Source organism: Streptomyces sp. NPDC031418 (assembly GCF_055581605.1).
Genome location: NZ_JBVIJC010000004.1, coordinates 128,477 through 153,284 on the forward strand (window position 1 = coordinate 128,477; position 24,808 = coordinate 153,284).

General features: G+C 69.6%; 22 protein-coding genes, 2 pseudogenes and 1 riboswitch. Of the genes and pseudogenes, 11 read left to right on the forward strand and 13 right to left on the reverse strand.

Annotated features, from left to right (window positions below; all coding sequences use genetic code 11):
* Positions 1–114: 114 nt before the first annotated feature.
* On the forward strand, positions 115–1,167 hold the full coding sequence (locus ACZ5CZ_RS06725; RefSeq protein WP_468939832.1) for a fatty acid desaturase family protein: 1,053 nt from the start codon (positions 115–117) through the stop codon (positions 1,165–1,167).
* A gap of 631 nt (positions 1,168–1,798) precedes the next feature.
* On the opposite strand, the gene ACZ5CZ_RS06730 is transcribed toward ACZ5CZ_RS06725, so the two are convergent.
* The 3 genes from ACZ5CZ_RS06730 to ACZ5CZ_RS06740 form a co-directional block, all read right to left on the reverse strand.
* The gene (locus ACZ5CZ_RS06730) at positions 1,799–2,689 is read right to left on the reverse strand and encodes an alpha/beta fold hydrolase (RefSeq protein ID WP_351092540.1); all 891 of its coding nucleotides are present in this window, start codon (positions 2,687–2,689) and stop codon (positions 1,799–1,801) included.
* A gap of 92 nt (positions 2,690–2,781) precedes the next feature.
* On the reverse strand, positions 2,782–3,786 hold the full coding sequence (locus tag ACZ5CZ_RS06735) for an NADP-dependent oxidoreductase (protein WP_030645400.1): 1,005 nt from the start codon (positions 3,784–3,786) through the stop codon (positions 2,782–2,784).
* Between the two features lie 127 nt (positions 3,787–3,913).
* Positions 3,914–4,600: an SDR family oxidoreductase gene (locus ACZ5CZ_RS06740; RefSeq protein WP_030645402.1), complete on the reverse strand. Its 687-nt coding sequence runs from the start codon at positions 4,598–4,600 to the stop codon at positions 3,914–3,916.
* Between the two features lie 110 nt (positions 4,601–4,710).
* Here ACZ5CZ_RS06740 and ACZ5CZ_RS06745 point away from each other — a divergent pair, with 110 nt between their 5' ends.
* The 4 genes and pseudogenes from ACZ5CZ_RS06745 (at position 4,711) to ACZ5CZ_RS06760 (ending at position 8,441) form a co-directional block, all read left to right on the forward strand.
* On the forward strand, positions 4,711–5,271 hold the full coding sequence (locus ACZ5CZ_RS06745; protein ID WP_030645405.1) for a TetR/AcrR family transcriptional regulator: 561 nt from the start codon (positions 4,711–4,713) through the stop codon (positions 5,269–5,271).
* 154 nt (positions 5,272–5,425) lie between these two features.
* Positions 5,426–5,776 (forward strand): annotated as a pseudogene (locus ACZ5CZ_RS06750) (helix-turn-helix domain-containing protein); the annotation flags it as partial.
* Between the two features lie 232 nt (positions 5,777–6,008).
* On the forward strand, positions 6,009–6,407 hold the full coding sequence (locus ACZ5CZ_RS06755; RefSeq protein ID WP_468939837.1) for a transposase: 399 nt from the start codon (positions 6,009–6,011) through the stop codon (positions 6,405–6,407).
* 354 nt (positions 6,408–6,761) lie between these two features.
* Positions 6,762–8,441 (forward strand): SpoIIE family protein phosphatase, encoded by a 1,680-nt coding sequence (locus tag ACZ5CZ_RS06760; protein ID WP_468939840.1) that lies wholly within the window; start codon positions 6,762–6,764, stop codon positions 8,439–8,441.
* Positions 8,442–9,255: 814 nt separating this feature from the next.
* Here ACZ5CZ_RS06760 and ACZ5CZ_RS06765 read toward each other — a convergent pair.
* The gene (locus tag ACZ5CZ_RS06765) at positions 9,256–10,395 is read right to left on the reverse strand and encodes a PucR family transcriptional regulator (protein WP_468939843.1); all 1,140 of its coding nucleotides are present in this window, start codon (positions 10,393–10,395) and stop codon (positions 9,256–9,258) included.
* 87 nt (positions 10,396–10,482) lie between these two features.
* Between ACZ5CZ_RS06765 and ACZ5CZ_RS06770 the strand changes: the two genes are divergently transcribed.
* Both ACZ5CZ_RS06770 and ACZ5CZ_RS06775 read left to right on the forward strand, forming a co-directional pair.
* Positions 10,483–11,538, forward strand: a complete 1,056-nt coding sequence (locus ACZ5CZ_RS06770) for a ferredoxin reductase (RefSeq protein WP_385845918.1) — start codon at positions 10,483–10,485, stop codon at positions 11,536–11,538.
* 7 nt (positions 11,539–11,545) lie between these two features.
* Complete coding sequence (locus tag ACZ5CZ_RS06775; protein ID WP_385845919.1) at positions 11,546–12,664, forward strand: fatty acid desaturase family protein; 1,119 nt, start codon at positions 11,546–11,548, stop codon at positions 12,662–12,664.
* A 277-nt stretch (positions 12,665–12,941) separates the two neighbouring features.
* On the opposite strand, the gene ACZ5CZ_RS06780 is transcribed toward ACZ5CZ_RS06775, so the two are convergent.
* Entirely contained in the window at positions 12,942–13,286 is a 345-nt protein-coding gene (locus ACZ5CZ_RS06780) for a MerR family transcriptional regulator (RefSeq protein WP_251097368.1), read from the reverse strand.
* A gap of 615 nt (positions 13,287–13,901) precedes the next feature.
* Here ACZ5CZ_RS06780 and ACZ5CZ_RS06785 point away from each other — a divergent pair.
* Positions 13,902–14,009, forward strand: a pseudogene (locus ACZ5CZ_RS06785) (IS30 family transposase); the annotation flags it as partial.
* A 166-nt stretch (positions 14,010–14,175) separates the two neighbouring features.
* Here the strand turns inward: ACZ5CZ_RS06785 and ACZ5CZ_RS06790 are convergent.
* The 5 genes from ACZ5CZ_RS06790 to ACZ5CZ_RS06810 all read right to left on the reverse strand — a co-directional run bounded on the left by ACZ5CZ_RS06790 (position 14,176) and on the right by ACZ5CZ_RS06810 (position 18,446).
* Complete coding sequence (locus ACZ5CZ_RS06790) at positions 14,176–14,577, reverse strand: CBS domain-containing protein (protein ID WP_385845920.1); 402 nt, start codon at positions 14,575–14,577, stop codon at positions 14,176–14,178.
* A gap of 45 nt (positions 14,578–14,622) precedes the next feature.
* Positions 14,623–16,119, reverse strand: coding sequence for a DEAD/DEAH box helicase (locus ACZ5CZ_RS06795; RefSeq protein ID WP_468939848.1), 1,497 nt, complete (start codon positions 16,117–16,119; stop codon positions 14,623–14,625).
* A 346-nt stretch (positions 16,120–16,465) separates the two neighbouring features.
* Positions 16,466–16,669: a cold-shock protein gene (locus tag ACZ5CZ_RS06800; protein WP_380968669.1), complete on the reverse strand. Its 204-nt coding sequence runs from the start codon at positions 16,667–16,669 to the stop codon at positions 16,466–16,468.
* A 689-nt stretch (positions 16,670–17,358) separates the two neighbouring features.
* Positions 17,359–17,601 carry a DUF5302 domain-containing protein gene (locus ACZ5CZ_RS06805; protein ID WP_028424692.1) on the reverse strand — a complete coding sequence of 81 codons (243 nt, stop codon included), beginning with the start codon at positions 17,599–17,601 and terminating at the stop codon, positions 17,359–17,361.
* Positions 17,602–18,068: 467 nt separating this feature from the next.
* Positions 18,069–18,446 carry a winged helix-turn-helix transcriptional regulator gene (locus tag ACZ5CZ_RS06810; protein ID WP_385845924.1) on the reverse strand — a complete coding sequence of 126 codons (378 nt, stop codon included), beginning with the start codon at positions 18,444–18,446 and terminating at the stop codon, positions 18,069–18,071.
* A 152-nt stretch (positions 18,447–18,598) separates the two neighbouring features.
* Between ACZ5CZ_RS06810 and ACZ5CZ_RS06815 the strand changes: the two genes are divergently transcribed.
* Complete coding sequence (locus ACZ5CZ_RS06815) at positions 18,599–19,462, forward strand: SDR family oxidoreductase (RefSeq protein WP_468939853.1); 864 nt, start codon at positions 18,599–18,601, stop codon at positions 19,460–19,462.
* A 402-nt stretch (positions 19,463–19,864) separates the two neighbouring features.
* Here ACZ5CZ_RS06815 and ACZ5CZ_RS06820 read toward each other — a convergent pair whose 3' ends face one another.
* The 3 genes from ACZ5CZ_RS06820 to ACZ5CZ_RS06830 form a co-directional block, all read right to left on the reverse strand.
* A complete protein-coding gene (locus tag ACZ5CZ_RS06820; RefSeq protein ID WP_468939855.1) occupies positions 19,865–20,617 on the reverse strand; it encodes a CbtA family protein in 753 nt (250 codons plus the stop codon).
* Positions 20,618–20,639: 22 nt separating this feature from the next.
* Complete coding sequence (locus ACZ5CZ_RS06825; RefSeq protein ID WP_385845928.1) at positions 20,640–20,861, reverse strand: CbtB domain-containing protein; 222 nt, start codon at positions 20,859–20,861, stop codon at positions 20,640–20,642.
* A 35-nt stretch (positions 20,862–20,896) separates the two neighbouring features.
* Positions 20,897–21,041, reverse strand: a riboswitch (cobalamin riboswitch).
* 96 nt (positions 21,042–21,137) lie between these two features.
* The gene (locus tag ACZ5CZ_RS06830; protein ID WP_385845929.1) at positions 21,138–21,536 is read right to left on the reverse strand and encodes a (2Fe-2S) ferredoxin domain-containing protein; all 399 of its coding nucleotides are present in this window, start codon (positions 21,534–21,536) and stop codon (positions 21,138–21,140) included.
* 320 nt (positions 21,537–21,856) lie between these two features.
* Between ACZ5CZ_RS06830 and ACZ5CZ_RS06835 the strand changes: the two genes are divergently transcribed.
* On the forward strand, positions 21,857–23,506 hold the full coding sequence (locus ACZ5CZ_RS06835; RefSeq protein WP_468939859.1) for a purine-cytosine permease family protein: 1,650 nt from the start codon (positions 21,857–21,859) through the stop codon (positions 23,504–23,506).
* 179 nt (positions 23,507–23,685) lie between these two features.
* On the forward strand, positions 23,686–24,762 hold the full coding sequence (locus ACZ5CZ_RS06840) for a bile acid:sodium symporter family protein (protein WP_385845931.1): 1,077 nt from the start codon (positions 23,686–23,688) through the stop codon (positions 24,760–24,762).
* Positions 24,763–24,808 lie beyond the last annotated feature (46 nt).

Genomic DNA, 24,808 nt, shown 5'->3' on the forward strand with positions numbered 1-24,808 from the left:
GCACCGGGGTGCCGGTCCGAAGGCAGGGATGTGGGTACCCGGCTGCCGCATCGCATCCGGCGTACACCGCATGACCGGATGCGGCCCGTCAGCCGGGAAGGGCACTCCGAGACCATGACCACGCATACCCCGCGCCGTCGCCCGCCTCCCCCCGCAGGTGGCAGTGATTTCGCCCGCCTGTCGAAGAAGATCGCCGAGGCCGGCCTGATGAACCGGCGCCCCGGCTACTACACCGTCCGGTCCATCGTCGTGGCCGTCGCCTACGCCGGCGGCTGGAGCGCGTTCGTCCTCATCGGCGCCGGGTGGTGGACCCTGGCGCTCGCCGCGTTCCTCGCCGTGATGTTCGGGCAGGTCGCTCTGCTCGCCCACGACGTCGCCCACCGCCAGGTCTTCCGCCGGCGCCGGCCCAGCGAGACGGCCGGCCGCATCGCCGGGGCCGCGATCGGGATGGGCTACGGATGGTGGCAGGACAAACACACCCGCCACCACGCCAACCCCAACCACGAGGGCCTCGACCCCGACATCACCCCCGACCTGCTGGTGTGGTCCCAGGACCAGGCCCGCGCCGCGACCGGACTGCCGAGGATCATCGGCCGCCGGCAGGCGTTCCTCTTCTTTCCCCTGCTCCTGCTCGAAGGGGTCAACCTGCACGTCTCCAGCGCGCGAGCACTGGGCAACCGCGCCCTGAAGAACCGCGCCCTGGACGGCACGCTGCTCTACGGGCACGCCGCCGCCTACCTGACCGCAGTGTTCCTCGTCCTCCCGCCCGGCATGGCGATCGCGTTCCTGGCCGTCAACCAGGGCCTGTTCGGCCTCTACCTCGGCTGCCTCTTCGCCCCCAACCACAAAGGCATGCCGATCCTCACCGGCAACGACCGCCCCGACTTCCTGCGCCGACAAGTCCTCACCGCACGCAACGTACGCGGCAGCTGGTTCACCGACCTCGCCCTGGGCGGACTGAACCACCAGATCGAACACCACCTGTTCCCCAGCATGCCCAGCCCCAACCTGCGCAAGGCCCGGCCCCTCGTCCGCCACTACTGCCAGGACCTGGGAGTCGACTACCTGGAAACCGGACTGATCGCCTCCTACCGGCAAGCACTCGCCAGCCTCCACCGAGCAGGAGCGCCACTGCGGCGAGCCCGTATCGGCAGCGCCCCAGCATGACGCACCGGCGCCGGCGGCGTACTCCAGAGCCCTGTCCCGGTGCCCGGCTGCAGTGATCCGGTGAAACGCAATTGCCGGAACAGCCCCGTCGGCTTCCCGGCGGGGCTGCGCCGCCTCACGGCTCCCCTTGAGGTGGCTGCTAACGCGGTCGCGCGAGCGCGGCCACCAGGCGGTGCAGCAGGGCCGGTGCGGAACCGGTGGGAGCGAGCGTGAGGCGAAGGACGGGGCGAACCCGCCTTCGGGTGAAGCCGGGCGGGAGATGGCCGCAGTCATGACGCGAACCCTGCCTCGGGCCGACCGGAAGCAGCCCGGCGTATTGGATCACCGAGAACTACACAGACATGAAGGCCGATGTTCGAAGGGTCCTCGGTAACTCCAGCGTACTTCTGGGCAGTACGACTCAGTGGTCTGCGTCGTAAGTCTTTCGGGGGTTGACTTCGCGGCTGGGCGTCGGCGGGCTTGTGGCCAGGTGACGGGGCGGATCTGGCATGCGATGCCGAGGGCATTCTCGGGTGCCGATGGGAATGCCGGCGTACAGGAGGCGTCTGATCGGGGGAGGCTGGCTCGCCCGGCCCCGCCTTGTCCCGGGCGCGCCTGGGGCCGAGGCGGCGGAGGGATGTGGCGTCAGGAGTCAGGCGACGGGCTGTGCTTCGAGGAATGCGAGGGCTCTGGCCACGAACTCGTTGTGGAACTGGAAGATCCCGCCGTGTCCGGCGTCCGGGTAGAGGGGGACGAGTTCGCTCCGGGGCAGGCGTGCGGCGAGGTCGAGGGTGTTCTCGCTCGGCACCATCCGGTCGCTCTCGCCGTTGGCCACCAGGACTGGCTGGTGGATGCGCGACAGGTCCGCGGGCGCCTGCAGGCCCCATCGGTGGATGGCCTTGAGCTGGGCGCGGAACGACGTCAGCGAGATGGCCCTGTCGCGGTCGCTGGTGCGTTCCTTCAGCCGTTTGAGGAAGGCGCGTGCTTCGCGTCGGCCGTGTTCGGTGTCGGTGAAGAAGAGGAACTGCTTGGGGTCCTTGCGGGTCAGGAAGCCCTTCAGGATGTCCCGGAGGGTCAGTGCGGTGACCTTGTCGATGCCCGGGCCTCCGGCGGGGCCGGTGCCCGCGAGGACGACCCTGCGCACCAGCTGCGGTTCCTCGGCTGCGATGACCTGGGCGATGAAGCCGCCCATCGACAGGCCGAGCAGGTCGACCTGCTCGAAGCCCAGGGCTCGGATGAACAGCACTGCGTCGCGGGCCATCGCTTCGATGGTGTCGGGGGTGGAGCCGCCCGACGCGCCGACTCCGCGGTTGTCGAAGGCGATCACCTGGCGCCGGGCGGCGAGTCCGTCGACGACGCGGGGGTCCCAGTTGTCCAGGACAGCGGTCAGGTGGTGGAGCAGGATCAGTGGTACGCCGTCTCCTTCCGAGCCGAGCTGGCGGTAGACGAAGTCGACGCCGCGCACGGACACCGAACGGGTCGGTGCATCTTTGTACGTCGACGGGGCGGGCCTGGGGGTGGGGGACCTGCGCGGTGCGCTCATGATCGGTTCCTGGGGTGTGGAGGGTAGGGGTGGTGGGGTGTGGGATCCTCTCGCCGCCCGGGGCCTGGCGGTGGAGCGGCGGGGGCTGGTGCTCACACCGTCGCGATGACGACCTTGCCGGCCTTGGCGCGTCCCTTCTCGGCGTACTCCATGGCTTCGCGGCCCTGCTCGAAGGGGAAGACACAGTCGACGACGGGGCGGATCTTCCCGGCGTCGACGAGCCGGGTGATCTCGCGCAGCTGCTCGCCGTCGGCCTTCATGAACAGGAAGGAGTACGTCACGCCCTGGCGCTTGGCGTGGCGCCGGGTCGTGAAGCTCAGCGCGTTCATCGCCTGGCGCAGGACCGGGTTCGCGCCCAGCTCGCGAGCGAAGTCCGCGTCGGGGGGCCCGGCGATGCTGATGACCTTCCCACCGGGCTTGAGGATGCGCAGGGACTTCTCCAGGGTCTTGCCGCCGAGGGTGTCCAGGACGACGTCGTAGCCGTCCAGGACGTCCTCGAAGTCCTGGGTGCGGTAGTCGATGACGACGTCCGCGCCGAGCTCCTTGGACAGGGCGGTATTGGCCGCGCTCGCGGTAGTGGCCACGTGTGCGCCCAGGTGCCTGGCCAGTTGGAGGGCGATGGTGCCCACCCCGCCGGAGCCCGCGTGGATGAGGACCTTCTGGCCCGGCCGGACCCGTGCCTTCTCGACCAGCGCCTGCCATGAGGTGAGGGCGACCAGGGGAAGGGAGGCGGCCTCCGCCATGGTGAGGGTGGCCGGCTTGTGGGCCAGGTCGTCCTGGTGGACGGCGATGAGTTCGGCGAAGGTGCCGATGCGGTCCTTGTCGGGCCGCGCGTAGACCTCGTCGCCCACCGCGAAGCGGGTGACGGCCGAGCCGACCTTGACCACCACTCCAGCGAGATCGTTGCCCAGGATGAGAGGCAGGCGGTACGGGAGGATCCGCTTGAAGGCACCGTCGCGGATCTTGAAGTCCAGCGGGTTGACGCTCGCCGCGTGGATCTTGACCAGCACGTCGTCGGCGCCCGGCTTCGGATCGGGCAGCTCGGCGGCGCGCACCGCGGACTGGTCACCGTACTTCTCGATCAGGTACGCCTTCATCATCATCTCCGTTTTCCGCCCGCAGGGGGACGGGGTCTCCGCTCGCTCCAGGCTTGCCCCGGTACGAGGTACTTTCTTGTCTGCACTGCTGGTTCAGAGGGCTCCGCGCCGATGCGGCGGGGGCGCCTCACCCCGCATTCGGCGCGGCGGCCAGGCCCTGCTTCACGTGCCGGGTGACGTCGTCGGCGAGGACCTCGGGCAGGCCCGTCTCGATGCCTGACAGAGCCTGGGCGGCGACCTCGGCCGGGTCGGCCTTCTGCTCGGCGGGAACGCTGGCGGCCATGTCGGTGTCCATGTATCCGACGTGCAGCGCCGTCACGGCGATGCCGCGGGGCACCAGCTCCTCCCGGACCGCACCGGTCAGCGCCCAGGCGGCGGCCTTCGCCGCGGCGTAGGAGCCGAGGCCGGCCGGGTGCAGCCAGGACAGGACGGACAGCACGTTGAGCACGGCGCCGCCACCGTTGGACTCGATGACCGGGGCGAAGGCCCGGGTCACGGCGAGCGGGCCGAAGAAGTTCACCTCCATCTCCAGGCGCACCGCTTCCAAGCCGCCCGCGATCAGCGGCGTGCCGGTGGAGATGCCGGCGTTGTTCACCAGCAGCGTCGCGTCAGAGGCGGTGCGGGCCGCCTCCCGGATCGACTCCGCGTCCGTCAGGTCGAGCCGCAGCGGGACGGCCCCGGGCAGGTCCACCGTCTCGGGGCGGCGGGCCGCCGCGTACACCTTGGCCCCGCGCGCCATGAGCTGGGCGGCCAGATGCCGCCCGAGCCCCCGGTTGGCGCCGGTGACCACCGCGACCGCGTCCTTCAGTTCCATGAGCACTCCCAGCGTTGAGCACGGCGACGACCGCACGATAGATTGCATCCGTCATCTAAATCTCAGCCTAGAATAGATTTCGCTCGACATCCAACTGGGAGGGGTGACCGATGGGCCGCGTATCGCAGGCACAGGCACAGGAGAACCGCCGACGGGTCGTGGAGACCGCCTCTCGGCTGCTTCGGGAAGAGGGCACCCGCCTGAGCGTCGCCGACCTCATGAAGTCGGCCGGCCTGACCCACGGCGGCTTCTACAAGCAGTTCGCCTCCAAGGAGGCCCTCATCGACGAAGCCACCGCCCACGCGTTCGCCGAACTCGCCCAGCACCACAAGGACGGGCTCGATCAGTACGCCGGGCAGCGCGACGCCGCCCAGCGGGCGCTGATCGACGCCTACCTCTCCGTCGAACACCGCGACAGCCCGGCTGACGGCTGCCCCGCCGCCGCACTCGCCACCGACATGGCCCGCGACGGCGGAGAGACCGAGGCCCACCGCGTCTACAGCCAGGGCGTGGGCGACTTCGCCGACTTCCTCGCCACCGAGGACCAGGACGGCATCACCCGGCTGTGCACCATGCTCGGCGCACTCGTCCTGTCCCGAGCCACCAACGGCACCCCGCTCTCCGACGAGATCCTCACCGCCGCACGCACGGCACTGATCGGCACCAACTGACCACAGAGACGGTGCAGGGCGGCACGCCGCAGGAAGGGCGCGCTTCTTTGCACCCCGTCGCCATCCACTTCTCGTGCACGGCTCTCCCGCGTTGCATCGCACCGCCGCATGCCCGATCGTCCTGACGGCCTCCGAGCGTGAGCGGCTGAAGAAGATGGCCTACGGCCACAAGACAGAGCACCGGCTGCGCCAGCGCGCCCAGGTCGTCTTGTACGCGGCTCGGGGCCGCTCCAACGCGCGCATCGCCCGCGAGACCGGGCTGCAGGTGGAGACCGTCCGCACCTGGCGCGACCGTTTCGCCGGGAACCGGCTGCCCGCCCTGTCCGACCGCAAGCGTTCCGGGCGTCCCGCTTCCTTCGCCCCGTTACAGAGGGCCAAGGTCAAGGCGCTGGCCTGTCAACTGCCCGCGGAGAGCGGCACGCCACTGTCCCGCCGGTCGGCCTCGGAGCTGGCCCGCGAGGTCATCGCCCGCGCCATCGTCGACACAATCTCCGCTTCCACAGTGCGACGCTGGCTCGTCCAGGACGCGATCAAACCCTGGCAACACCGGTCCTGGATCTTCATCAGCGACCCCGGCTTCCGGCTCAAGGCAGCCCGTGTCCTTGACCTGTACACCCGCGCCTGGGACGGCGAGCCGCTCGGCGCGGACGAGTATGTGATCAGCGCGGACGAGAAGACCTCCATCCAGGCCCGCTGCCGCTGTCACCCCACCCCTCGCCCCCGGGCAGGCCAGGGCGGTGCGGGTCAACCACACCTACGGGCGCGGCGGAGCACTGGCCTACCTGGCCGCCTACGACGTCCACCAGGCGAAGGTGTTCGGCCGCTGCGAGCCGACCACCGGCATCGGCCCGTTCATGAACCTGGTCACCCAGGTCATGAGCCAAGAACCCTACGCCAGCGCGAAACGCGTGTTCTGGATCGTCGACAACGGCTCCTCCCACCGCGGCAAGGCCGCAGCAGCCCGGCTGACCACTGGGTTCTCGAACGCGGTACTGGTCCACACCCCCGTGCGCGCCTCTTGGCTGAACCAAGTCGAGGTCTATTTCTCCGCCGTACAGCGCAAGGCCCTCTCGCCCAACGACTTCACCGACCTTTGCCAAGTCGGGAACCGGCTCCGAGCCTTCGAAGACCGCTAGTACGCCACGGCGCAGCCGTTCCAGTGGAAGTTCACCACCTCCAACCTGGACGATCTGCTGGCCAGGCTCGACCGACACGCCGCCGATCGCCCAGAAGAATGCTTGCCCCGACGCGCCGCATGATCAACCCCCGAAGGACTAACGACGAAGACTGCTCAGACCGGTCGAGACGAGCCCGTTCCCTGCCGCTCGGGCATAGCGTTGATGCAGGTCGTACCGATCGTTGTCAACTCCGCAGTCGTCGATCCGCTGGTGTGTCGGCCTGCCAACGCGTCCGCGGTTTCCGGCGAGGGTTTGCATGGCTGGAAAGGCGGCATGGTGGAGGACATGGGAGATGAGGGGCGGTGCCGGTCGGTGGCCGAGCCGGATTTCTGGCGGCAGGTCGTCCGACGGCTGGGCACAGCTCTCATCGTGGTGGACCCCACTGGACGGATTCTCGCGGTCAACCCGGCTGCCGAGCGCCTGCTGGGCCGTGCCGCCGCCGCCATGCGGGGCGAGGACGCACACGACCTGCTGCACCGGGACGCGGCCGGCGGCCCGGTGCCCCGGGAGCAGTGCCCACTACTGCGGTCCCTGGCCGAGAGAGCCGAGGCACGGGGGGAGGGTGAGATCTGTCTGCGCGGTGACGGCCGTCTGACCGCGATCTCCTGGTCCGCTTCCCCTCTGAGGGACGACAGCGCCTTCCAGGGCATGGCCGTGCTGTTGACCGACGCCGCCGGCAACCGCAGCACGCGCCGGGAGCGTGCGGCCTACACGCGGGCTCTGGAGGACCGCACCGAGCGGCTGACGCTGGTGGCGGAGATCACCGACGTGCTGGGTCAGACACTCGAGATCGACGAGGCCCTCGCCCGGCTGGGCCGCCTGCTGGTTCCCCGCCTGGCCGACTGGGCGGCGGTAGACCTGCGGGTCGGTACCGGACAGGTCCACCGTGTGGCGGTGACGGGCCCGGGGGGCCGCCACGCCGCGCAGGAGGACTGGCGCGAGCGCCTGCCCCAGACGGAGGTGGGAAGAGCCCACTCTCCGCTCGTCCAGGTATTGAACGGCGGTGATCCCGTTCTGCAGCGCGAAGCAGACGTCGCCGAGCCGGCCGGCTCTGCCCTGGCCGCCGTCCACAGCGGCTTCCTGCGGGCGGTGGGCGCGACATCCGCCCTCACCGTGCCGCTGGGCTCCGCCCGTCAGGTCACCGGCGCCCTGACGCTGGTGCGCACCGCCCCGGAGACCCCCTTCGACACCGACGATCTGAAAGTGGTGGGCGACATCGGCCGCCGGGTCGGCCTGGTCATCGACAACGCCCGCCGGTTCGGCCGCCAGCGCGCCGTCGCCGAGGCCATGCAGCGCAACCTGCTCGCCCCGCTGCCCCGGCTCGGCCGCCTGCAACTGGCCGCCCGCTACCAGCCCGCCCCGGCCGGCTCCCAGGTCGGTGGCGACTGGTACGACGCCTTCGAGCTGAAGGACGGCACGCTCGCGCTGGTCATCGGCGACGTCCTGGGTCACGATCTCACCGCCGCGGCCGGCATGGCACAACTGCACGGCATCCTGCGGTCACTGGCCTGGGACCGCGCCGGCCCACCCGGCGCTGTCGTGGACCGCCTCGACGACGCCCTGCCGGCCATCACCACCGTCCCCATGGCCACCCTCGTCCTCGCCCTGCTCGAAGGCAGCCCGCACACCGGCCCATGGACGCTGCGGTGGACCAGCGCCGGGCATCCGCCGCCCCTCCTGCTGGCCCAGGGCGGACACGCGCAGTACCTCGAAGCCGGGCAGGGGCTCCTCCTTGGCGCCGGTTCGAGCACCGTCGGCAGCCGACCGAACGCCGCGCAGTCGCTGCCGCCGGGTTCCACCCTGCTGCTCTACACCGACGGCCTGATCGAAATCCCCGGCAGCGACCTCGACACCGGCCTCACCCGTCTGCGCCACCACGCCCTCGCTCTCGCCCACGAACCGCTCGACACCCTGTGCGATCAGCTACTCGGCCGCATGCCACCCGGCAACACCGATGACGTGGCCCTGCTCGCCCTGCGGATGCCGTCCTGAACCATGACGTGGGCAACTACAGGCGTGGACCTCATCTTGCGGAGCGGTCGCGGAGCGTTACCTCCCCCTGGTCGATGACGAGGAGACGGGTTCGCGTGAGACCCGCACGCCTGCCCTTCTTGGTGGAAGGGATCTGGTGTGACGTGGACGCGACCGCTTCCAGTACGTCGGCCGCACGACCACGCACCGAGTTCACCGACGCTCGGTTGGTCGCGTGGGCGCGGTTCGCGATCCGCCCGGCCTCGGAGAGACATGCCGTGCCGTAGACACTCCTCAAAGGCCGATGAGTTTGCAGAAGCGAAGGGTGCCTCCCGCTTGGGCGGAGAGTCCCTGGGTGACAGGCTGTGCCTCGGCCGTCAGAGCGGCGGCGTCGCCCCCTCCTTGCTTCGGGTGCTCAGGAGGGGAGAAGCCGGGCACAACGGTGCCCTCGGCGGACGTTGCACGCACCTGTGAGAAACCCCGTCGGACCGCACCGGCGAGGCTTCTCGTCGAACACCGCTATCACACACCTGTCACCGACTGCGTCGACTCACGCGGACCAAAACGCTCTGACCTGGAATTGTGCGGTCACCTTGGACTGACCTGGACGCCGACAGACGGTCTCTACAACCTGTGCCATGTGGTACCCAGTGAGGGACCCAGGATCAGGACCGGAGCGTCTTCTGGCCCGTCGAAGCGGTATTGCAGGGTGTTCGGGGGTGTCTCACTCACGCCCCAGACCTTCTCACGTCTCACGGACGCCCCTGTAACGGAGGTGACGACTGCACAGGTCTGACCAGGCGGAAGACCTCCCGGCCTCGTTCGCTTGTACGCGTCAACTGGCCCGAAGACCGACCGCCAGCGTCAGTTCAAGGACCCGGTGTGGCGATGCGAGATCCGGAAACAGCTCCCGTAGCTGCGACATCCGGTACCGGACTGTCTGGGGATGGACGAACAACGCCGCCGCCACCTCGTCCCGCCTGCCCTGGTGCAGCAGCCACGCCCGCAACGTCTCCTCCAGCCGCTGTGCGGTCGAGACAGGCAAGGTGCGCAACGGTGCGAGGGCTCGGGCACGCAGGTCTGCGAACGCGTCCGCGTCGGCGCTCAGCACCAGCTCGGGCAGGTGGTCCTCGGTGTCGCGGATATCAGAGGAGAGGGAGCGCGCGCGTAGGGCTCGTGCGTACGAGGCGGACGCACGCGTCCATGGCCGGGCCGGGCCGACCACGGCGGTGCGGTCGGTCAGCTGCCGCAGGAGATGTGACCGGTCGGCATCGGGGACGAGCAGCACACCGGTGGCGTCGGGCAGATCGTCGAGGACGAGGGTGCTCGGGTCGAGCGCGCGGTAGGCAGGCCGGGCCTGGGCGGCGGGCAGCAGGACCGCCGTCAGCGTAACCGGAGGCTGCCATCCGGCCCGTTGAGCAGAGGCCAGCAGCACGTCCGGGCTCGCGCCGGCGAGGAGGTCGCGGGCCAGCTGTTCCAGGTGGCGCTCGTGGGCCCTGCCCCGGGCGGCCAGTTCGTCGGCGTGGCCCGCGGCGCTCGCGGCGGAGAGCTCGTCGATGTAGGCGAAGGTCAGCTCGGCGAACTTGGCGACCTCGACGGCGGGCAGACCTGCGGACACGGCGCCCGCTGCCAGGCCTCGCCAGGCCACGCGGGCGCCGACGCGATAGGCGCTGAGCAGGGCGTCCATCGAACGGCCGTCGCGCACCTCGCCGCGGCCCAGCTCGTAGGCCGCGTCACCGCCGTCGCCGCCCGTGGCGTTCCCGCTCGCGAGGTCCAGGTAGTGTCCGAGGGCGGTGCGAACGGCTCGGCGGATGGTGCCGCCCATGCTGCCCGACAGGGCGCCTGCGTAGGAAGGGACCTCGTCGATGATCGCCTGGACGACCTCGTCGGCGGTGGTCTTCAGCGCAGCCCGAAGTGCCGTGACCGTCGTCTCATCGAGGGCCAGTTCACTAGCCCTCTGGGTTACCCGACTCACGTTTCTATTCCCTGCGAACAATTCAACCCGCCAGATTCACGTCCTACGGTCAGGACTTTACGCCCTGAGACGCAGCAAGCTGGAGTCATGACGAGTGCAGCCCTTCGCAGCAGGGCGTGGAAACTGCTGGAGATGGTCACGACGCCGCTGCTGCCGTCGGACTACCTTGACCTGGTCAGCCCACTGCGTGCGGGCGCTGACCTGCGGGGGCGCATCGAGGCCGTGCACCCCGAGACGGATGACGCCGCGACCATCGTGATCAGGCCAGGACGGGGCTGGCGCGGCCACATGGCCGGCCAGTACGTGCGGATCGGGGTCGACGTCGACGGGGTCCGCCTGTGGCGTGCCTACTCCCTCACCTCGCCCGCCAACCGCCCCGACGGCCGCGTCACGATCACCGTGAAGGCGATCCCGGACGGCAAGGTCAGCAACCACCTGGTTCGCAGGGTGAAGCCGGGCACGCTGATCCAGCTCGACCAGGCGACCGGTGACTTCGTGCTGCCGCGGGTCAAGCCCGCCAAGGTGCTCTACCTGACGGCCGGCAGCGGCATCACGCCCGTGATGGGCATGCTGCGCGACTCCGAGTTCGACGACGTCGTCATGGTCCACTCCGCCCCGCAGCCGCAGGACGTGATCTTCCGCAGCGAACTGCACGACCTGGTCGCGGCCGGGAAGCTGCGCCTCACCGAGCTGCACACCGACACCCACGGCACGCTCGACATCACCCGTCTCGACGCACTCGTACCCGACTGGGCCGAGCGCGAGACCTGGGCCTGCGGGCCGGCGGGCCTGCTCGACGCCGCCGAGAAGCACTGGAGCGAGCACGGCGTACCGGAGCGGCTGCACACCGAACGCTTCCGCCCCAGCATCGTCGCCACCGGCGACGGCGGTGAGGTCACGTTCAGCACCACCGGCAAGACCGTCGACGCGGACGGCACCACGCCGTTGCTGGACATCGGCGAGGAGGCCGGTGTGCTCATGCCCTCCGGGTGCCGCATGGGCATCTGCTTCGGCTGCGTCACGCCGCTCAAGGCGGGCGCCGTCCGCGACCTGCGCACCGGCGAGATCACCGAGGCCGAGCCGGGCGTCCTCATCCAGACCTGCGTGTCCGCCGCGGCGGGCCCTTGCGACATCGACCGGTAGGAGCACCTTGACCGCCATCGACCCCACCGCCCACCTGACGGCGGAGCAGATCGAGGAGCTCGGCCGCGAGCTGGACGCGATCCGTGACGAGGTGATCGCCGGCCGCGGCGAGAAGGACGCCGCCTACATCCGCAAGGTCATCTCGGCGCAGCGCAAGCTCGAGCTGGTCAGCAGGGGCGTGCTGCTGTTCTCGATGTTCCCGCCCGCGTGGCTGCTCGGCACCGCCGGGCTGTCCGTGGCGAAGATCATGGACAACATGGAGATCGGCCACAACATCCTGCACGGCCAGTGGGACTGGATGCGGGACCCGAAGATCCACTCCACGACCTGGGAGTGGGATCACGTCTCGCCGGCCGACCAGTGGAAGCACTCGCACAACGAGCTGCACCACACGTACACCAACGTGATCGGCAAGGACAACGACCTCGGCTACGGCATCATGCGCGTCGACGAGGACCAGGAGTGGCACCCGTTCCACCTCGGCCAGCCGCTGTGGAACTTCGTCAACGCCTGCTTCTTCGAGTACGGCATCGCGGCGTACGACCTGGAGCTCGGCAAGAACCTGGACAAGCGCCGCCGCAAGAACCCGGAGTTCCGCGCGCGGGCCAAGGCCGTGGGCCGTAAGATCCGCAAGCAGGTGCTCAAGGACTACGTGATCCACCCGCTGCTGTCGGGCCCGTCGTTCCTCCCCACGCTCGCCGCCACGTTCACCGCGAACCTGGTCCGCAACATCTGGTCCCACTCCGTGATCATGTGCGGGCACTTCCCCGAGGGCGTGCAGGTCTTCGAGCGCCGGTCGATCGACGGCGAGACGCGCGGCCAGTGGTACCTGCGCCAGATGATGGGCTCGGCGAACATCAGCGGCAGCAGGGCCATGCACTTCATGACCGGCAACCTGTCGCACCAGATCGAGCACCACCTGTTCCCGGACCTGCCGAGCAACCGGTACGCCGAGGTCGCGGTGAAGGTGCGCGCGCTGTTCGAGAAGTACGAGCTGGAGTACGTCACCGGACCGCTGCCCAAGCAGGTGTTCTCCGCGTGGCGCAAGGTCTTCCGGCTCTCGCTGCCGAACAGGAAGCCCGAGGTCAAGACGCCGGACCGGGAGCAGGAGCTCGTCGCCGCCTGATGGTCACAAACGCCTGGCTCACAAACCCGAGGTCAGGCGCCCGTGTCCGCAGGCTCCAGAATCGCCACGCCTGGCGGGCCGCCGATGGGCAACCGGCGCGCCGGCAGGGCTCCGGCCCGGGACTGGTGGAACGGTTTTGTACGGAGAAGGACCCCAGCGTCATGATCGCCGGGGTCCTTGCCCTGCGGGAGTCAGGGGCGCTCGCTTCAGGGGCCGATGGCGGGGTCAGTCGGTGGCGGGCCGGGAGCGTCGTCCGTGTCTCCGTGCCGGCGCCCGGTCAGGCTGAGGTCTTCGACTGCGGCTCGGAGCCTTGTGTGCGCATTTGCTCGTTGATGCGCTGCGCTTCTTCCAGTTGGTCTTCGAGGACGATGATGCGGCAGGCAGCTTCGATGGGGGTGCCCTGGTCGACGAGTTCGCGGGCACGGGCAGCGATGCGCAGCTGGTAGCGGGAGTAGCGGCGGTGGCCGCCTTCGGAGCGCAAAGGTGTGATCAGGCGGTGTTCGCCGAGGGCACGAAGGAAAGCGGGGGTGGTGCCGAGCATGTCGGCGGCCCGGCCCATGGTGTAGGCGGGATAGTCGTCGTCATCGAGAGGGGTGACGGCGCGGGAACTGCCAGGGGGCATAGACCTCTTCTTCCGGGGGACGTCGGGGGGCCCGGGCGCCGCACTGGCACCCGGGCCCCGAGCTTTCAACACCATCTACCGGCGAACTGTGCCGGCCTCGTATGTCCGCAGGGTCCGCCTGGGAGGGCAGGACTGCGGGGATCGCGGATGCGTGACCGGGGACCACCTTCCAATCCGGGGCCTGCGGTACCCGGGCGGACTGCTTCCTCGCCCGGGCGATCCTGATGGCGTCTCGCTCCTCACCTTCGGTTACTCGGTGATACTGCTGGATACCGCGGGTACTGCTGACGCCCCTCTTGGGCCGTGTCCTGCTTGAGCTGCCGGCACGGCAGTTCGTGTCTGTCGTGCCCACTTCGACTTCCTGGGTACGACAAAGACAGTAACCCTGCGACGGGCCAATGTCTACTGTCGTCACGACAGGTTTTCTCCATGGTCAGTGTCTGAACTTCTTCCGTAGATACACTCGAAAGAGGGCTGTCCCTGGCTGTTTCCCGGCCCGGCGGCGGACTCTCCATGAGGTAGCCGAGCGGGCGCCGGTTACCTGGCGGGCCGGTAGACACCTGCGGCAGGTTCCGGCGCCCCGGGGCGGTCACAGCAGGCGGCCGGCCGGATCACACCCGCGAGGACCTGGACGCTGCCGCCACGGAACTCAACAGCCGCCCACGCAAAACGCTCGGCTGGGAGACCCCAGCCGAGCGTCTGTCCACACTGCTCGCGGCTTGATCAACTCACCGCCTGGAATTCGCCCACGCCGGTGGGGCCTCACGGTTCGGTTCGGCTCACACCTGTCCGTACGTCAGGCGGACAGGGGGAGCGCCGAGCGTTGCGCAAGCCGGCCCGTACGGGCCGGCCAGGGGCGCAGACGGGGCCGGGCAGGGGGGACGGCGGTTCAGCGAGAGAGGGCGAGGACGCCCAGAGCCTTGCCATGTCCGTCGACCACGGGCGGGGCCCCGAGCCGGCGGCAGCGCATCGCACGCTCGGCTTCGGCCCTCGTGGCCGGCGGTGGGGCGAAGGGCCCGATGACGTCGGCGATGTCCCGCAGGCGGATCCGGTCCGTGTATCCGGAGCCGTCACGAACGGCCGTGAGCCGGTCCCGGGTGACCAGACCGGTGCGCAGACCGTCCTCGTCGCAGACGACCAGATGACCTGTACGGGCGGCGGTCATCACGCACAGTGCCACCTCCACGGTCATGTCCTCCCAGACCTGCGGTCCGGCCGCGTCCGCGGGATCGGCCGCCGTCTGCACGACGTTGGTACGTGTTGAGCGGAACTGCGTCTGGTCCAGCGTCAAAGGGTGCCTCCTGCGAAGTTGGGCGGGCTTCCTGACACGAAGGTTCTATGCCGCCGCACCGGCGGTGGACTGCCGTACGAGCGCACGGCGAGCCGCCGAGGCGGGGCGGCGCCGACCGCGTGAGGTGGCGCCGCGCTTCTTGGGGCGTTCGACCACCGGTGCGGTGATGACGACCGGGATGCCGGAGGGTGCCTGGGCGCCGGTGATGCGGTGCAGGGCCTCTTCGCCGACGCGGACCTGGGTGGTCTGCGGGACGATGCCGGCCGCTGCCATGAGGCGGGTCATGCCGCGGCGCTGGTGGGGGGTGACCAGGGTGACGACGCTGCCGGACTCTCCCGCACGGGCGGTACGGCCGCCGCGGTGGAGGTAGTCCTTGTGGTCGGTCGGCGGGTCGACGTTGACGACGAGGTCGAGGTTGTCGACGTGGATGCCGCGCGCCGCGACGTTGGTCGCTACCAGCACGTTGACGTGTCCGGTCTTGAACTGTGCCAGCGTGCGGGTGCGCTGTGGCTGTGACTTCCCGCCGTGCAGGGCGGCGGCCCGTACCCCGCTGTTCAGGAGGTGTTCGGTGAGGCCGTCGACGGCGTGCTTGGTGTCGAGGAACATGATCACGCGGCCGTCGCGTGCGGCGATCTGGGTGGTGGCCGTGTGCTTGTCGGCGACGTGAACGTGGAGCACGTGGTGCTCCATCGTCGTGACCGCACCGGCCGAGGGGTCGACGGAGTGCACGACGGGGTCGCTGAGGTAGCGGCGCACGAGCAGGTCGACGTTGCGGTCGAGAGTGGCGGAGAACAGCATGCGCTGCCCTTCGGGGCGGACCTGGTCGAGGAGGGCGGTGACCTGCGGCATGAAGCCCATGTCGGCCATCTGGTCGGCCTCGTCGAGGACGGTGGTGGAAACCTGGTTCAGCCGGCACTCGCCACGATCGATGAGGTCTTTGAGGCGTCCCGGCGTGGCGACGACGACCTCGGCACCACCGCGCAGCGCGCTCGCCTGTCGGCCGATCGGCATTCCGCCCACCACCGTGGCCAGCCGCAGCTTCACGGAGCGGGCGTACGGGGCGAGCGCGTCGGTGACCTGCTGCGCCAGTTCACGCGTGGGTACGAGGATCAGCCCCAGCGGCTGCCTGGCCTCGGCGCGCTGCCCGGCCGTACGGGCCAGCAGCGCCAGCCCGAAGGCGAGGGTCTTGCCGGAGCCGGTGCGGCCACGGCCCAGTACGTCCCGGCCGGCGAGGGAGTTCGGCAGGGTCGCGGCCTGGATCGGGAAGGGTACGGTCACGCCTTGCGAGCTGAGCGCAGCCAGCAGCGCCCCGGGCATGTCGAGATCGGCGAAGCCCTCCACGGCGGGGAGCGCGGGTGTGATCGTCCTGGGCAGCGCGAACTCGCCCTGGACCGCGGCGGGCCGGCGGCCGTAACCACCGGAGCGGCTCGGCCCGCCGGAGCGGCTCCTGGCCGACGAGCCGAATCGGCTGCCGCCCCTGCCGGAGTCGGTACTGCCGTTACGGGTGCGGGTGAAGCGGTCGTTCGTGCGTGTGCGGTTCATGCGGAACCTTCCTCGATGCGGCACATATCAAGGAATTCCCACAGCGATCAGCAGCACAGAGAATTGCAAGAATGGACCGGTGGAATGCGGCAGCGAATCTGACCGACGGAAAATCCGTGCGGGCACAGACGCTGGAATGAGTGGCGCGAAGCGGACGCAACGTTCGGGCGTCCGCCGCGATGAAGCCATGAAGGGTGCGTACACCCCTGAAGGATGCTCCGTATGCGCTGAGCCTACGGGTTTCCTGGTTGTCGTCCGCAGGTGAAACCACTGCGGAAAACGCGAGTAGCTGGGGCCCGCACCCCGAAGGACGCGGGCCCCAGCTACACGTACGCGACAGTCGACGTCAGGCGAGAACGATGTTCTCGGCCGTCGGGCCCTTCTGGCCCTGCGCGATGTCGAAGGTCACCTTCTGGCCCTCGATCAGCTCACGGAAGCCCTGGGCGGCAATGTTCGAGTAGTGGGCGAACACGTCAGCGCCGCCACCGTCCTGCTCGATGAAGCCGAAGCCCTTTTCCGCGTTGAACCACTTGACGGTGCCAGTAGCCATGTCTTTTCTCCTCTGGGCAGTGCATCGGGATCCGCACTGCACGGACCCTCTGTCGCCGCGATGATCACCCCGCCGGGAAAAAGACCGGATAACAAAAGTGCTTCCAGCGGCACAGGCGCCGCCCGGAGAGCACTTGAAGTTTTGGGACCACAACTGCAACTGAGATCGACAGTAGCACGCCGAAGCGGCCTGTGTACGGTGAAGAATCCCACCCCACTTAATGCGATAGAGAATCTGTCTGCCCGTCCCCTTGAAACCTCAGCTCGCGGGCACAGATTTTGCCCCAGCCGAAGCGCAACTCTTCGGGAAGTTTTTTCGATCAGCTCGGTGGAAACAGCAGCATCCTGGTGCGGCAACGTACGGTGCTGTGGCCCGCCGTACGAGCCTCAGGCCCGGACGGCGAGGAACTTCGACAGCCGCAGTCGTTTTTCACCGCGGTACAGGGGCACGCAAGGCGCGCAACACCGGCCGGGTACGTCGGACAAGGCAGTGCCCTCATCCCGGAATTCCGGTTCGGCGGCGCCGCCGACCCGAGCCAACCGCATCTGGGCCATTCCCCCAGGCGAGCACCCGGCGATGCCCGCCCGCAACGCGCGCACGGGCATGCGCATGTCGCGGGCCACTGCACGGGACGCGCGAGTGGATGGCGCGAGGGCCGGTGAAGCGGTTGGATCGCCGGACTCAGCGACTCAGCCGCCGCTCTTGCGCCTGAACGACCGCTGGCTCGCAGCCGGGCCGTGCGCAGAACGCACCTTCGATGCATCGGACTTGGCGGCCACATCAGCGGCATCCGCCTGCGCACCGCGCTTGCGCGCCAGGGCTTCGCGGAACTTGCGCTTGAGGTCGTAGTTGCCGTCGCTGTCCGGCTCCAGAGGGGACGTCTCGGGGACAGCCGGCTCCGAACCTTCCGTGGATACGGGCTCTGCGGTCATGGTGACCTCCTGGGTTCCGGGGGGAAGCACAGCTTGTCATGCCGGGCGCAGTGCGAGGCGCCGGCGACATCATCCTGCTCCGTTTCGGCGGGCGTCCTTCCCCGGCCAAGGGAGCGTTGGTGTTCTTGGGTCGGGGGACGGTGGGCCCGCCGTCGAGCGGGCGGCGCTGGCCCGCCAGCACGAGCGTGACCACGTTGCGCCCCTCGGCGGGGGCAGGCATCGCCTCAGACAACTCCCGGAGCGTTCGACTTTGCAGGAGCGAAGGCTACGACTGTTGGTCGCCAAGAGCCGCGGCCGGATTTGCCGAGCACTCGACGCGAGGGCGCGCTTGCCGTCGAGCGCAGCTCTCACCGGCACTCTCACACGTCTGTCACCCACTACGTCGACTCCCCCGGACCTCGGTGCCTGACCTGCTGTTACGCGCCCGGCCTGGACTGACGTGGACGCCCGAAGACGGTCGGTGCCGATTACCTGGTGCGCCCCGTGCGGTCGTCGTACTCCTCGCGGGCGGTGATGACTTCCTCGATGTGCAGCACCGACCACTCCGTGAGCGCCTTCAGCGGTTCCCGCAGCGTCTGGCCGAGCGAGGTCAGCTCGTACTCCACGTGCGGCGGCACCTCCGGGTAGACGGTACGGCTGACCAGCCCGTCGCGTTCGAGGGTGCGCAGCGTCTGGGTGAGCATCTTCTCGCTCACGCCCGCCAGTGCCTGCCGGAGCTGGCCGAACCGGGAGGTTCCGTTCCGGCCGAGTTCGCCCAGCACGAGGACCGCCCACTTGCTGCCGATCTGGTCGAGCAGGTCCCGCGACGGGCAGCCGCGCTCATACGGATCGAATGACGCAGCCATACGGCTCACCTCGATGCTATCGGTCGGGTAAGTACCCTACCAAGAAGTGGCTACTTCCCAGCAGAGAGTGTCCAGGTCAGTCTTGTTCCATCCCGCCGCGGACGGACCGCGGCAGGCGTGCGAGACACGCGCGGAAGGAAGGAACGACCCTCATGCCTATCGTCGTCACCGGAGCCACCGGCCAGTTGGGCAGGCTCACCGTCGAGGCACTGCTGCGGCGCGGGATCCCGGCCGGGGACATCATCGCGACCGGCCGGGACACCGGCAGGATCCAGGACCTGGCCGACCGAGGCATCACGGTACGCCGCGCCGACTTCGCGGACACCGACGGCCTGGCGAAGGCATTCGCGGGGGCGGACAGGCTGTTGCTGGTCTCGGCCTCGGTCCCCGTGGGCGAGCGGGTCGCCAACCACCGCCGCGTGATCGACGCCGCGGTGTCCGCAGGGGTGTCGCTGGTGGCGTACACGAGCACGACGCACGCGGACGCGGCCACCACCGTCATCGGCGCCACGCACAGGGAGACCGAGGAGTATCTGCGGGACCGCGGAATCCCCAGCGTGCTGCTGCGCAACAGCTGGTACCTGGAGAACTACACCAGCCAACTGCCGCAGATCCTGGAGAACGGCGCCGTCGTCGGCGCCGCGGGCGAGGGGCGGATCAGCGCCGCGGCCCGCGCCGACTACGCGGAGGCCGCAGCGGTCGTCCTCACCGCCGAAGGCCACACCGGCGCCGTGTACGAGCTCGGCGGCGACGCGTCCTTCACCCTCACCGAGCTCGCCACCGCGATCTCCGCCGCGGCCGGAAAGCAGGTTGCCTACGCCGACCTCCCGGTGACCGACTTCGCCCAGGCGCTGGCCGCCGCGGGCGTGCCCGCCGAGCTGGCGGAGGTCCTCGCCGACGCCGACCGCGGCATGAGCCACGGCGAGATGTACACCGACTCCGGCGACTTGCACCGCCTGATCGGCCGCCCGCCCCTGACCCTGGCCGAGGCACTCGCGGCCGCCCTGCATCACTGAGACGCCCGTAGGTGTGAAGCCCCGTCGTCGCGGTATCACGCCCGCGACACCGCGAGTTCGGCCCTCATCCGGGAGGTGAAGGTGGTCTTCGGCCAGCGGACGCCCGACCCGGTGTGTGTGCCGCTCCTGCACCATCCGGTGAACGCCGTCACCAGCGGCGTCTGGCGGGTGCGCGCCGGCGCGCGGTCAGCCGTGGCGAAGGTGGTCTCCGGCGCCGGGCATGCCGAGGGATCGTGGTCGCTGACGGCCGGGTATCCCCACTCGGCCGTCAGCACCGTGGTTCAGGACGTCGTACCCCGGTGTCGGCGCAGGAGCGCAGCCAACTCGCAGCGCAGGCGGTGTCCGGGGAACGCCAGAGGGCCCTCGGATGGTTCCGAAGGGCCCTCTGGCGTCCGGAAGGAATCAGTGCGCGGCCGGAACCGGGCGGCTGCTCGCGGCCGTTGCCGGCTTGGGGTTCAGCAGGCGCTGCGCCAGTTCACCGAAGAGCAGGCCGAAACCTGTCCACAGGCTCAGCTGGATCGCCAGGGCCGAGAGCCGGAACCGCCACAGCAAGGTGGCCGGGAAGTCCCTCGGCACCTCGTTGGTGGCGGGCAGGAACTGGTAGGCCAGGCCGACGGCGACGGCGAAGGCGGCCACCGCGACCACCGTCGCCCACCAGGTGCCCAGGCCGGGCGCCAGGCGCTTGCCCAGGAGGGTGGCGGCGACCGCGAGGAGGACGCTGAGCAGCATCATCAGGAAGTACAGGGTGGTCCGCTTGCCGATGGTGTCGGGGTCACCGACCGACGGCGGATTGGCCGGGTACTTCAGGAACGGGACGACGTACACCGCGAGCAGCGCGCAGCCGGACAGCAGCAGCGCGGTCGCCCGCGGCCCGAACCGGCCGACACGGCCGAGCGCGAAGCAGTAGGCGAGCGCGGCGATGCCACCGAAGGAGACCCCGTACACGAGGACGCCGGTGGCGAGGCCCGCCGTGGACTGCAGGGAGCGGGAGACGACCTCCCTCTCGTGCTCGTGGGAGTGCGCCGCCTCGAAGCTGATCGCCTTGTCGACGTTCGGCTCACCGAGGAGGTAGGCGACGACGAGGGCGAGCACGCCGGCCGCGAGGCCGGCGAGCATGCCCCGCACGAGGAGGTTTCTTACCGTTGCGGAGTTCATGGGAGTCGGGGCGTCCCTCGCGTCAGTGGCAGGGAAAGCCCAGCAGGTGGCGGGCGTCGTGCACCCACTCGTGGACGTCCGTGCCGTTGAACACGGAGGTGGCGCCCTGCTCGGCGCCGACGAAGTACAGCAGGACCAGCATCAGGATGCCGAAGAAGACCGCCCAGGGAGCTATCGCCTTCAGCGGCAGCGTGGCGGGGATGGCGGGAGTGGTGGCTGTCGGCTGAGCGACGGTCTGCGCCATGGCAGAACCTCCTCTGGGAGTTCGCGTCCCATCTCGGTGGTGCACTGGACGACGGCCACGGGTCTGACTCACCGGACACCCCGCGGTGTCCGGCATACAGTGGCGCGACCGTGCCGGATTCCCACCGGCTTCCGTCTCGCCGTCGTCGATATCGGACAGACCGTACCGCGTGCCACCAGCACGGCCAAGACCGCCTCATCCTGGCGTGATCTTCTTCTCGCACCGGGTGCGGGGCGTAACGGACTTCCTGGGAAAAGGGGTTCGACGGGCCTCGGTTCAGGGAGCCGCGGTGCGCCGCGGTGGGGTGAAGGCGTACAGGTCGAGGATGTCCGGCAGTGGCGCCACGCCTGGACCACCGGCACGGACCCAGGTGACGATGTCCTCGGTCGCGTCGGGGTCGTTGACGAGCCCTAGCCAGACCGGCCGGGCACCGGCGGCACGGCCCGCGGCAGATGGCTGTACGACGATGACGTTGGCCTGATCGCACACGTCGAGGCACTCCGAGATGCGCACCGGCACCTCCGCCCGCAGTCGCGCGGTCTGCGCGGCGTGATCCACTCCGGTCACCTTGGGGCTCCCGCAGCAGCAGTCCCGGCACACGACGACCCGGCACGGCACCGGTTCGCCCACCTGCACGGCCTGGGCCGATGTCGCTTCCGACGGCGTCTCCGGCATGGCACACCCCTCCGGTCGCCTGTTGTCACGGTCATGATCTCATCGAGCGAGGCCGGCCCGTGAGGAGTGGTGTCGCGTCACCGGGTCTGGACCAACGCCGCGCGGCAGCAGGTGAGTTCTCGGAAACTTCGCGTTCACGATGGCGAGCACCGACAGTAACAGCCGCTTTCTAGCGTGACCGGCCGTGGGATCAGAGTCGTGTACACGACGGCCGAACGGTACGCATGACGGTCCGTCAGCTCCCCCGTCCTGCCGATGACGCCAAGCGGGGCTTTCCCTCCCACAGAGGCACCCGCACCAGCAGCATCGGGAGGCGCGGCATGAGCACCACCGAGTCACGCACGCAAACGGCAGACGCGCCGAAGGCCGCCGCCGACCAGGCGGTCAGGGAGACACTGGAGGACTACACCCTCCGTTTCGCTCCGCGCAGTTACCGCCGTTGGACCCCCATGGTCGTGGCGACCACCGCCCTGGGCGGCATCGCCTACATGGCCGACTTCTCCATCGGCGCCGGCATCGGCCTGGCGCACGGCACCGGCAACGCGCTCGTGGCCATCGCGGTGGCTGCCGTGGTCATCTTCGTCACCGGCTTCCCGCTCGCCTATTACGGCGCCCGCTACAACATCGACCTCGACCTCATCACCCGCGGCTCGGGCTTCGGGTACTACGGCTCGGTCCTCACCAGCGTCATCTTCGCCAGCTTCACCTTCATCTTCTTCGCCCTCGAAGGCTCGATCATGGCCCAGGGTCTCAAACTCGGCTTGGGGCTGCCCCTGTGGCTGGGCTACCTGGTCTCCACGCTCATGGTCATCCCGCTGGTGATCTACGGCATGAAGGCGCTCAGCAAGCTCCAGGTGTGGACCACCCCTATCTGGCTGCTGCTGATGGTCGGCCCGCTGGTCTACCTGATCGCCACCGACCCCGGCACCGTCGACCGCTTCCTCGCCTACACCGGCACGGACGGCGACGGCGGCGTCAACACGGCCTCGGTCCTGCTGGGCGCCGGTGTCTGCCTCTCGCTCATCGCCCAGATAGGCGAGCAGATCGACTACCTGCGCTTCATGCCGCCCAAGACCGAGAGCAACAGGCGCACCTGGTGGACGGCCGTCGTCATGGCGGGCCCCGGCTGGGTGGTGCTCGGCGCGCTGAAGCAGGCCATCGGCGTCTTCCTCGCGGTGTACATCCTCGCCAAGGTCGGCCCGGCTGCCGCGACCGAGCCCATCCAGCAGTTCCGCGGCGCCTTCGACGCGATGATGCCCTCCTGGATGGTCGTCCCGCTCGCCGTGGCGCTGGTGGTCATCAGCCAGATCAAGATCAATGTCACGAACGCCTACTCCGGCTCGCTCGCCTGGACGAACTCCTTCACCCGCCTCACCAGGCACTACCCCGGCCGCATGGTCTTCGTCCTGGCCAACCTGGGCTTCGCGCTCGTCCTGATGGAAGCGGACATGTTCAGCTTCCTCAACAGCATCCTGGGCTTCTACTCGAACTGCGCGATCGCCTGGGTGGTCACCGTCGCCACCGACATCGGCGTCAACAAGTACCTGCTGAAGCTCTCCCCGCTCCAGCCGGAGTTCCGCCGGGGCATGCTCCATGCCGTCAACCCGGTCGGCGTCGTGGCCTTCGTCGCCGCCTCCGGCCTGTCCATCGCCATGTACTTCCACCTGCTGGGCGACACCCTCCAGCCGTACTCCCCCGTCGCCTCCGCCGTCATCGCCTTCGCCCTGACCCCGCTGATGGCGATCGTCACCAAGGGCAGGTACTACCTCCGCCGCACCGACGACGGCATGGACGAGCCCCTGCTGGACGCGGACGGCAACCCCAGCGCCCTCACCCTCGACTGCCATGTCTGCCAACGGCCGTACGAGCGCCCGGACCTGACCGCCTGTGCCACACACGACGCGGCCGTCTGCTCCCTGTGCCTGAGCACGGACAAGATCGGCGACCACGTGCTGCCTTCCACCGCTTAGCCCGGGGGCCGTGCGGGGGCGGGAAGGGGCGGCTGCCTGAACACATCCTGACTGCCGCCGTGGATCACCCGCCCCGCCGGCTCCGTGCCCGCACCATGGCTCCATGCACACGCACGCACATGGTCTCCGCATAACGGTCTTCCGTCCCGCCCCTGCCCCCACGACGGAAGAAGACCGCCATGCACGCACCAGCCCCCACCGCGACACCGGCGCCCACTGACCGTGCGAGCGCCTGGCTGCGGCGCCGGCTGGGCCGGGCCGTTGTCCTGTGCTACGCCGCAGCCCTGCTCGTACCGGGCCCCGGCCTGTGGCTGCGCCACCCCCACGCACTGCCGCTGGGACCACTGATCCGACTGCCGGTGTCCACCGCACCCTGCCTGCTGTGGCTGGTGATGTTCTCCTCCGGACTCCAGGTCCCCGTCCGTGAGCTGGTCCGAGTCCTGCGGCGCCCGAGTGCACTGCTCGCCGGGCTCGCGCTGCACCTGGCGATCCCGTTGCTGGTCATCCCGCTCATCGTGGTCCTGCTGCACGCCTCGCCCGACGCCGACGGCGGCAGCGGCCTGGTCACCGCGATGATCCTGATCACGGCGATGCCCGTCGCGGCCGGCGCCACGGTGTGGACCGGCAAGGGCGACGGCGACCAGCCGACCATGGTCGGCCTGGTCCTCGCCTCCACCCTCATCAGCCCACTCACCACACCGTTGGTGATCGAGCTGCTGGCTCCGCTGCTCAGCGGCGGATACGCCGGCTCGCTCGCCGCGAGTGTCCACCTTGCGGGCGGCGGCTTCACCTTCGTCGGCGTGGTGCTGCCCTGCGCGGCGGGCATCCTGGTCCGGCTCGCCCTGCCCGCGGCGTCGCTCGGCCGGGCGCTGGGCACGGTCGTGCCGGTGGCGCTGGCCGGCTCACTGGTCCTGACGTACGTCAACGCCAGCGGCGCCCTCGGCTCCTTCGTCGCTCGGCCACGCCCGCTGCTGCTGGGCGCCGCGCTGGTCGTGGCCGCACTGGTCTGCCATCTGTCGTTCGTGCTCGGCCGCTGCGCCGCGCGGCTGCTGCGGCTGGACCCGCCCGCCGCCTCCTCGCTCACCCTGGCCTGCGGCATGAACAACAGCAGCGCCGGCGCCGTACTGATCACCTCTGTGCTCCCGGACAAGCCACACCTGCTGCTCCCGGTCCTCGCCTACGGCCTGCTCCAGAAGACGGCCGCCAGCCGAGTCGTACGGGTCCGGCCTCCCGCGGTGTGGCGTCCGGTCGCCTAGAACATCGGCCGTCAGGCGGTTGACCTGGGAAGATGGAGAACTGGGC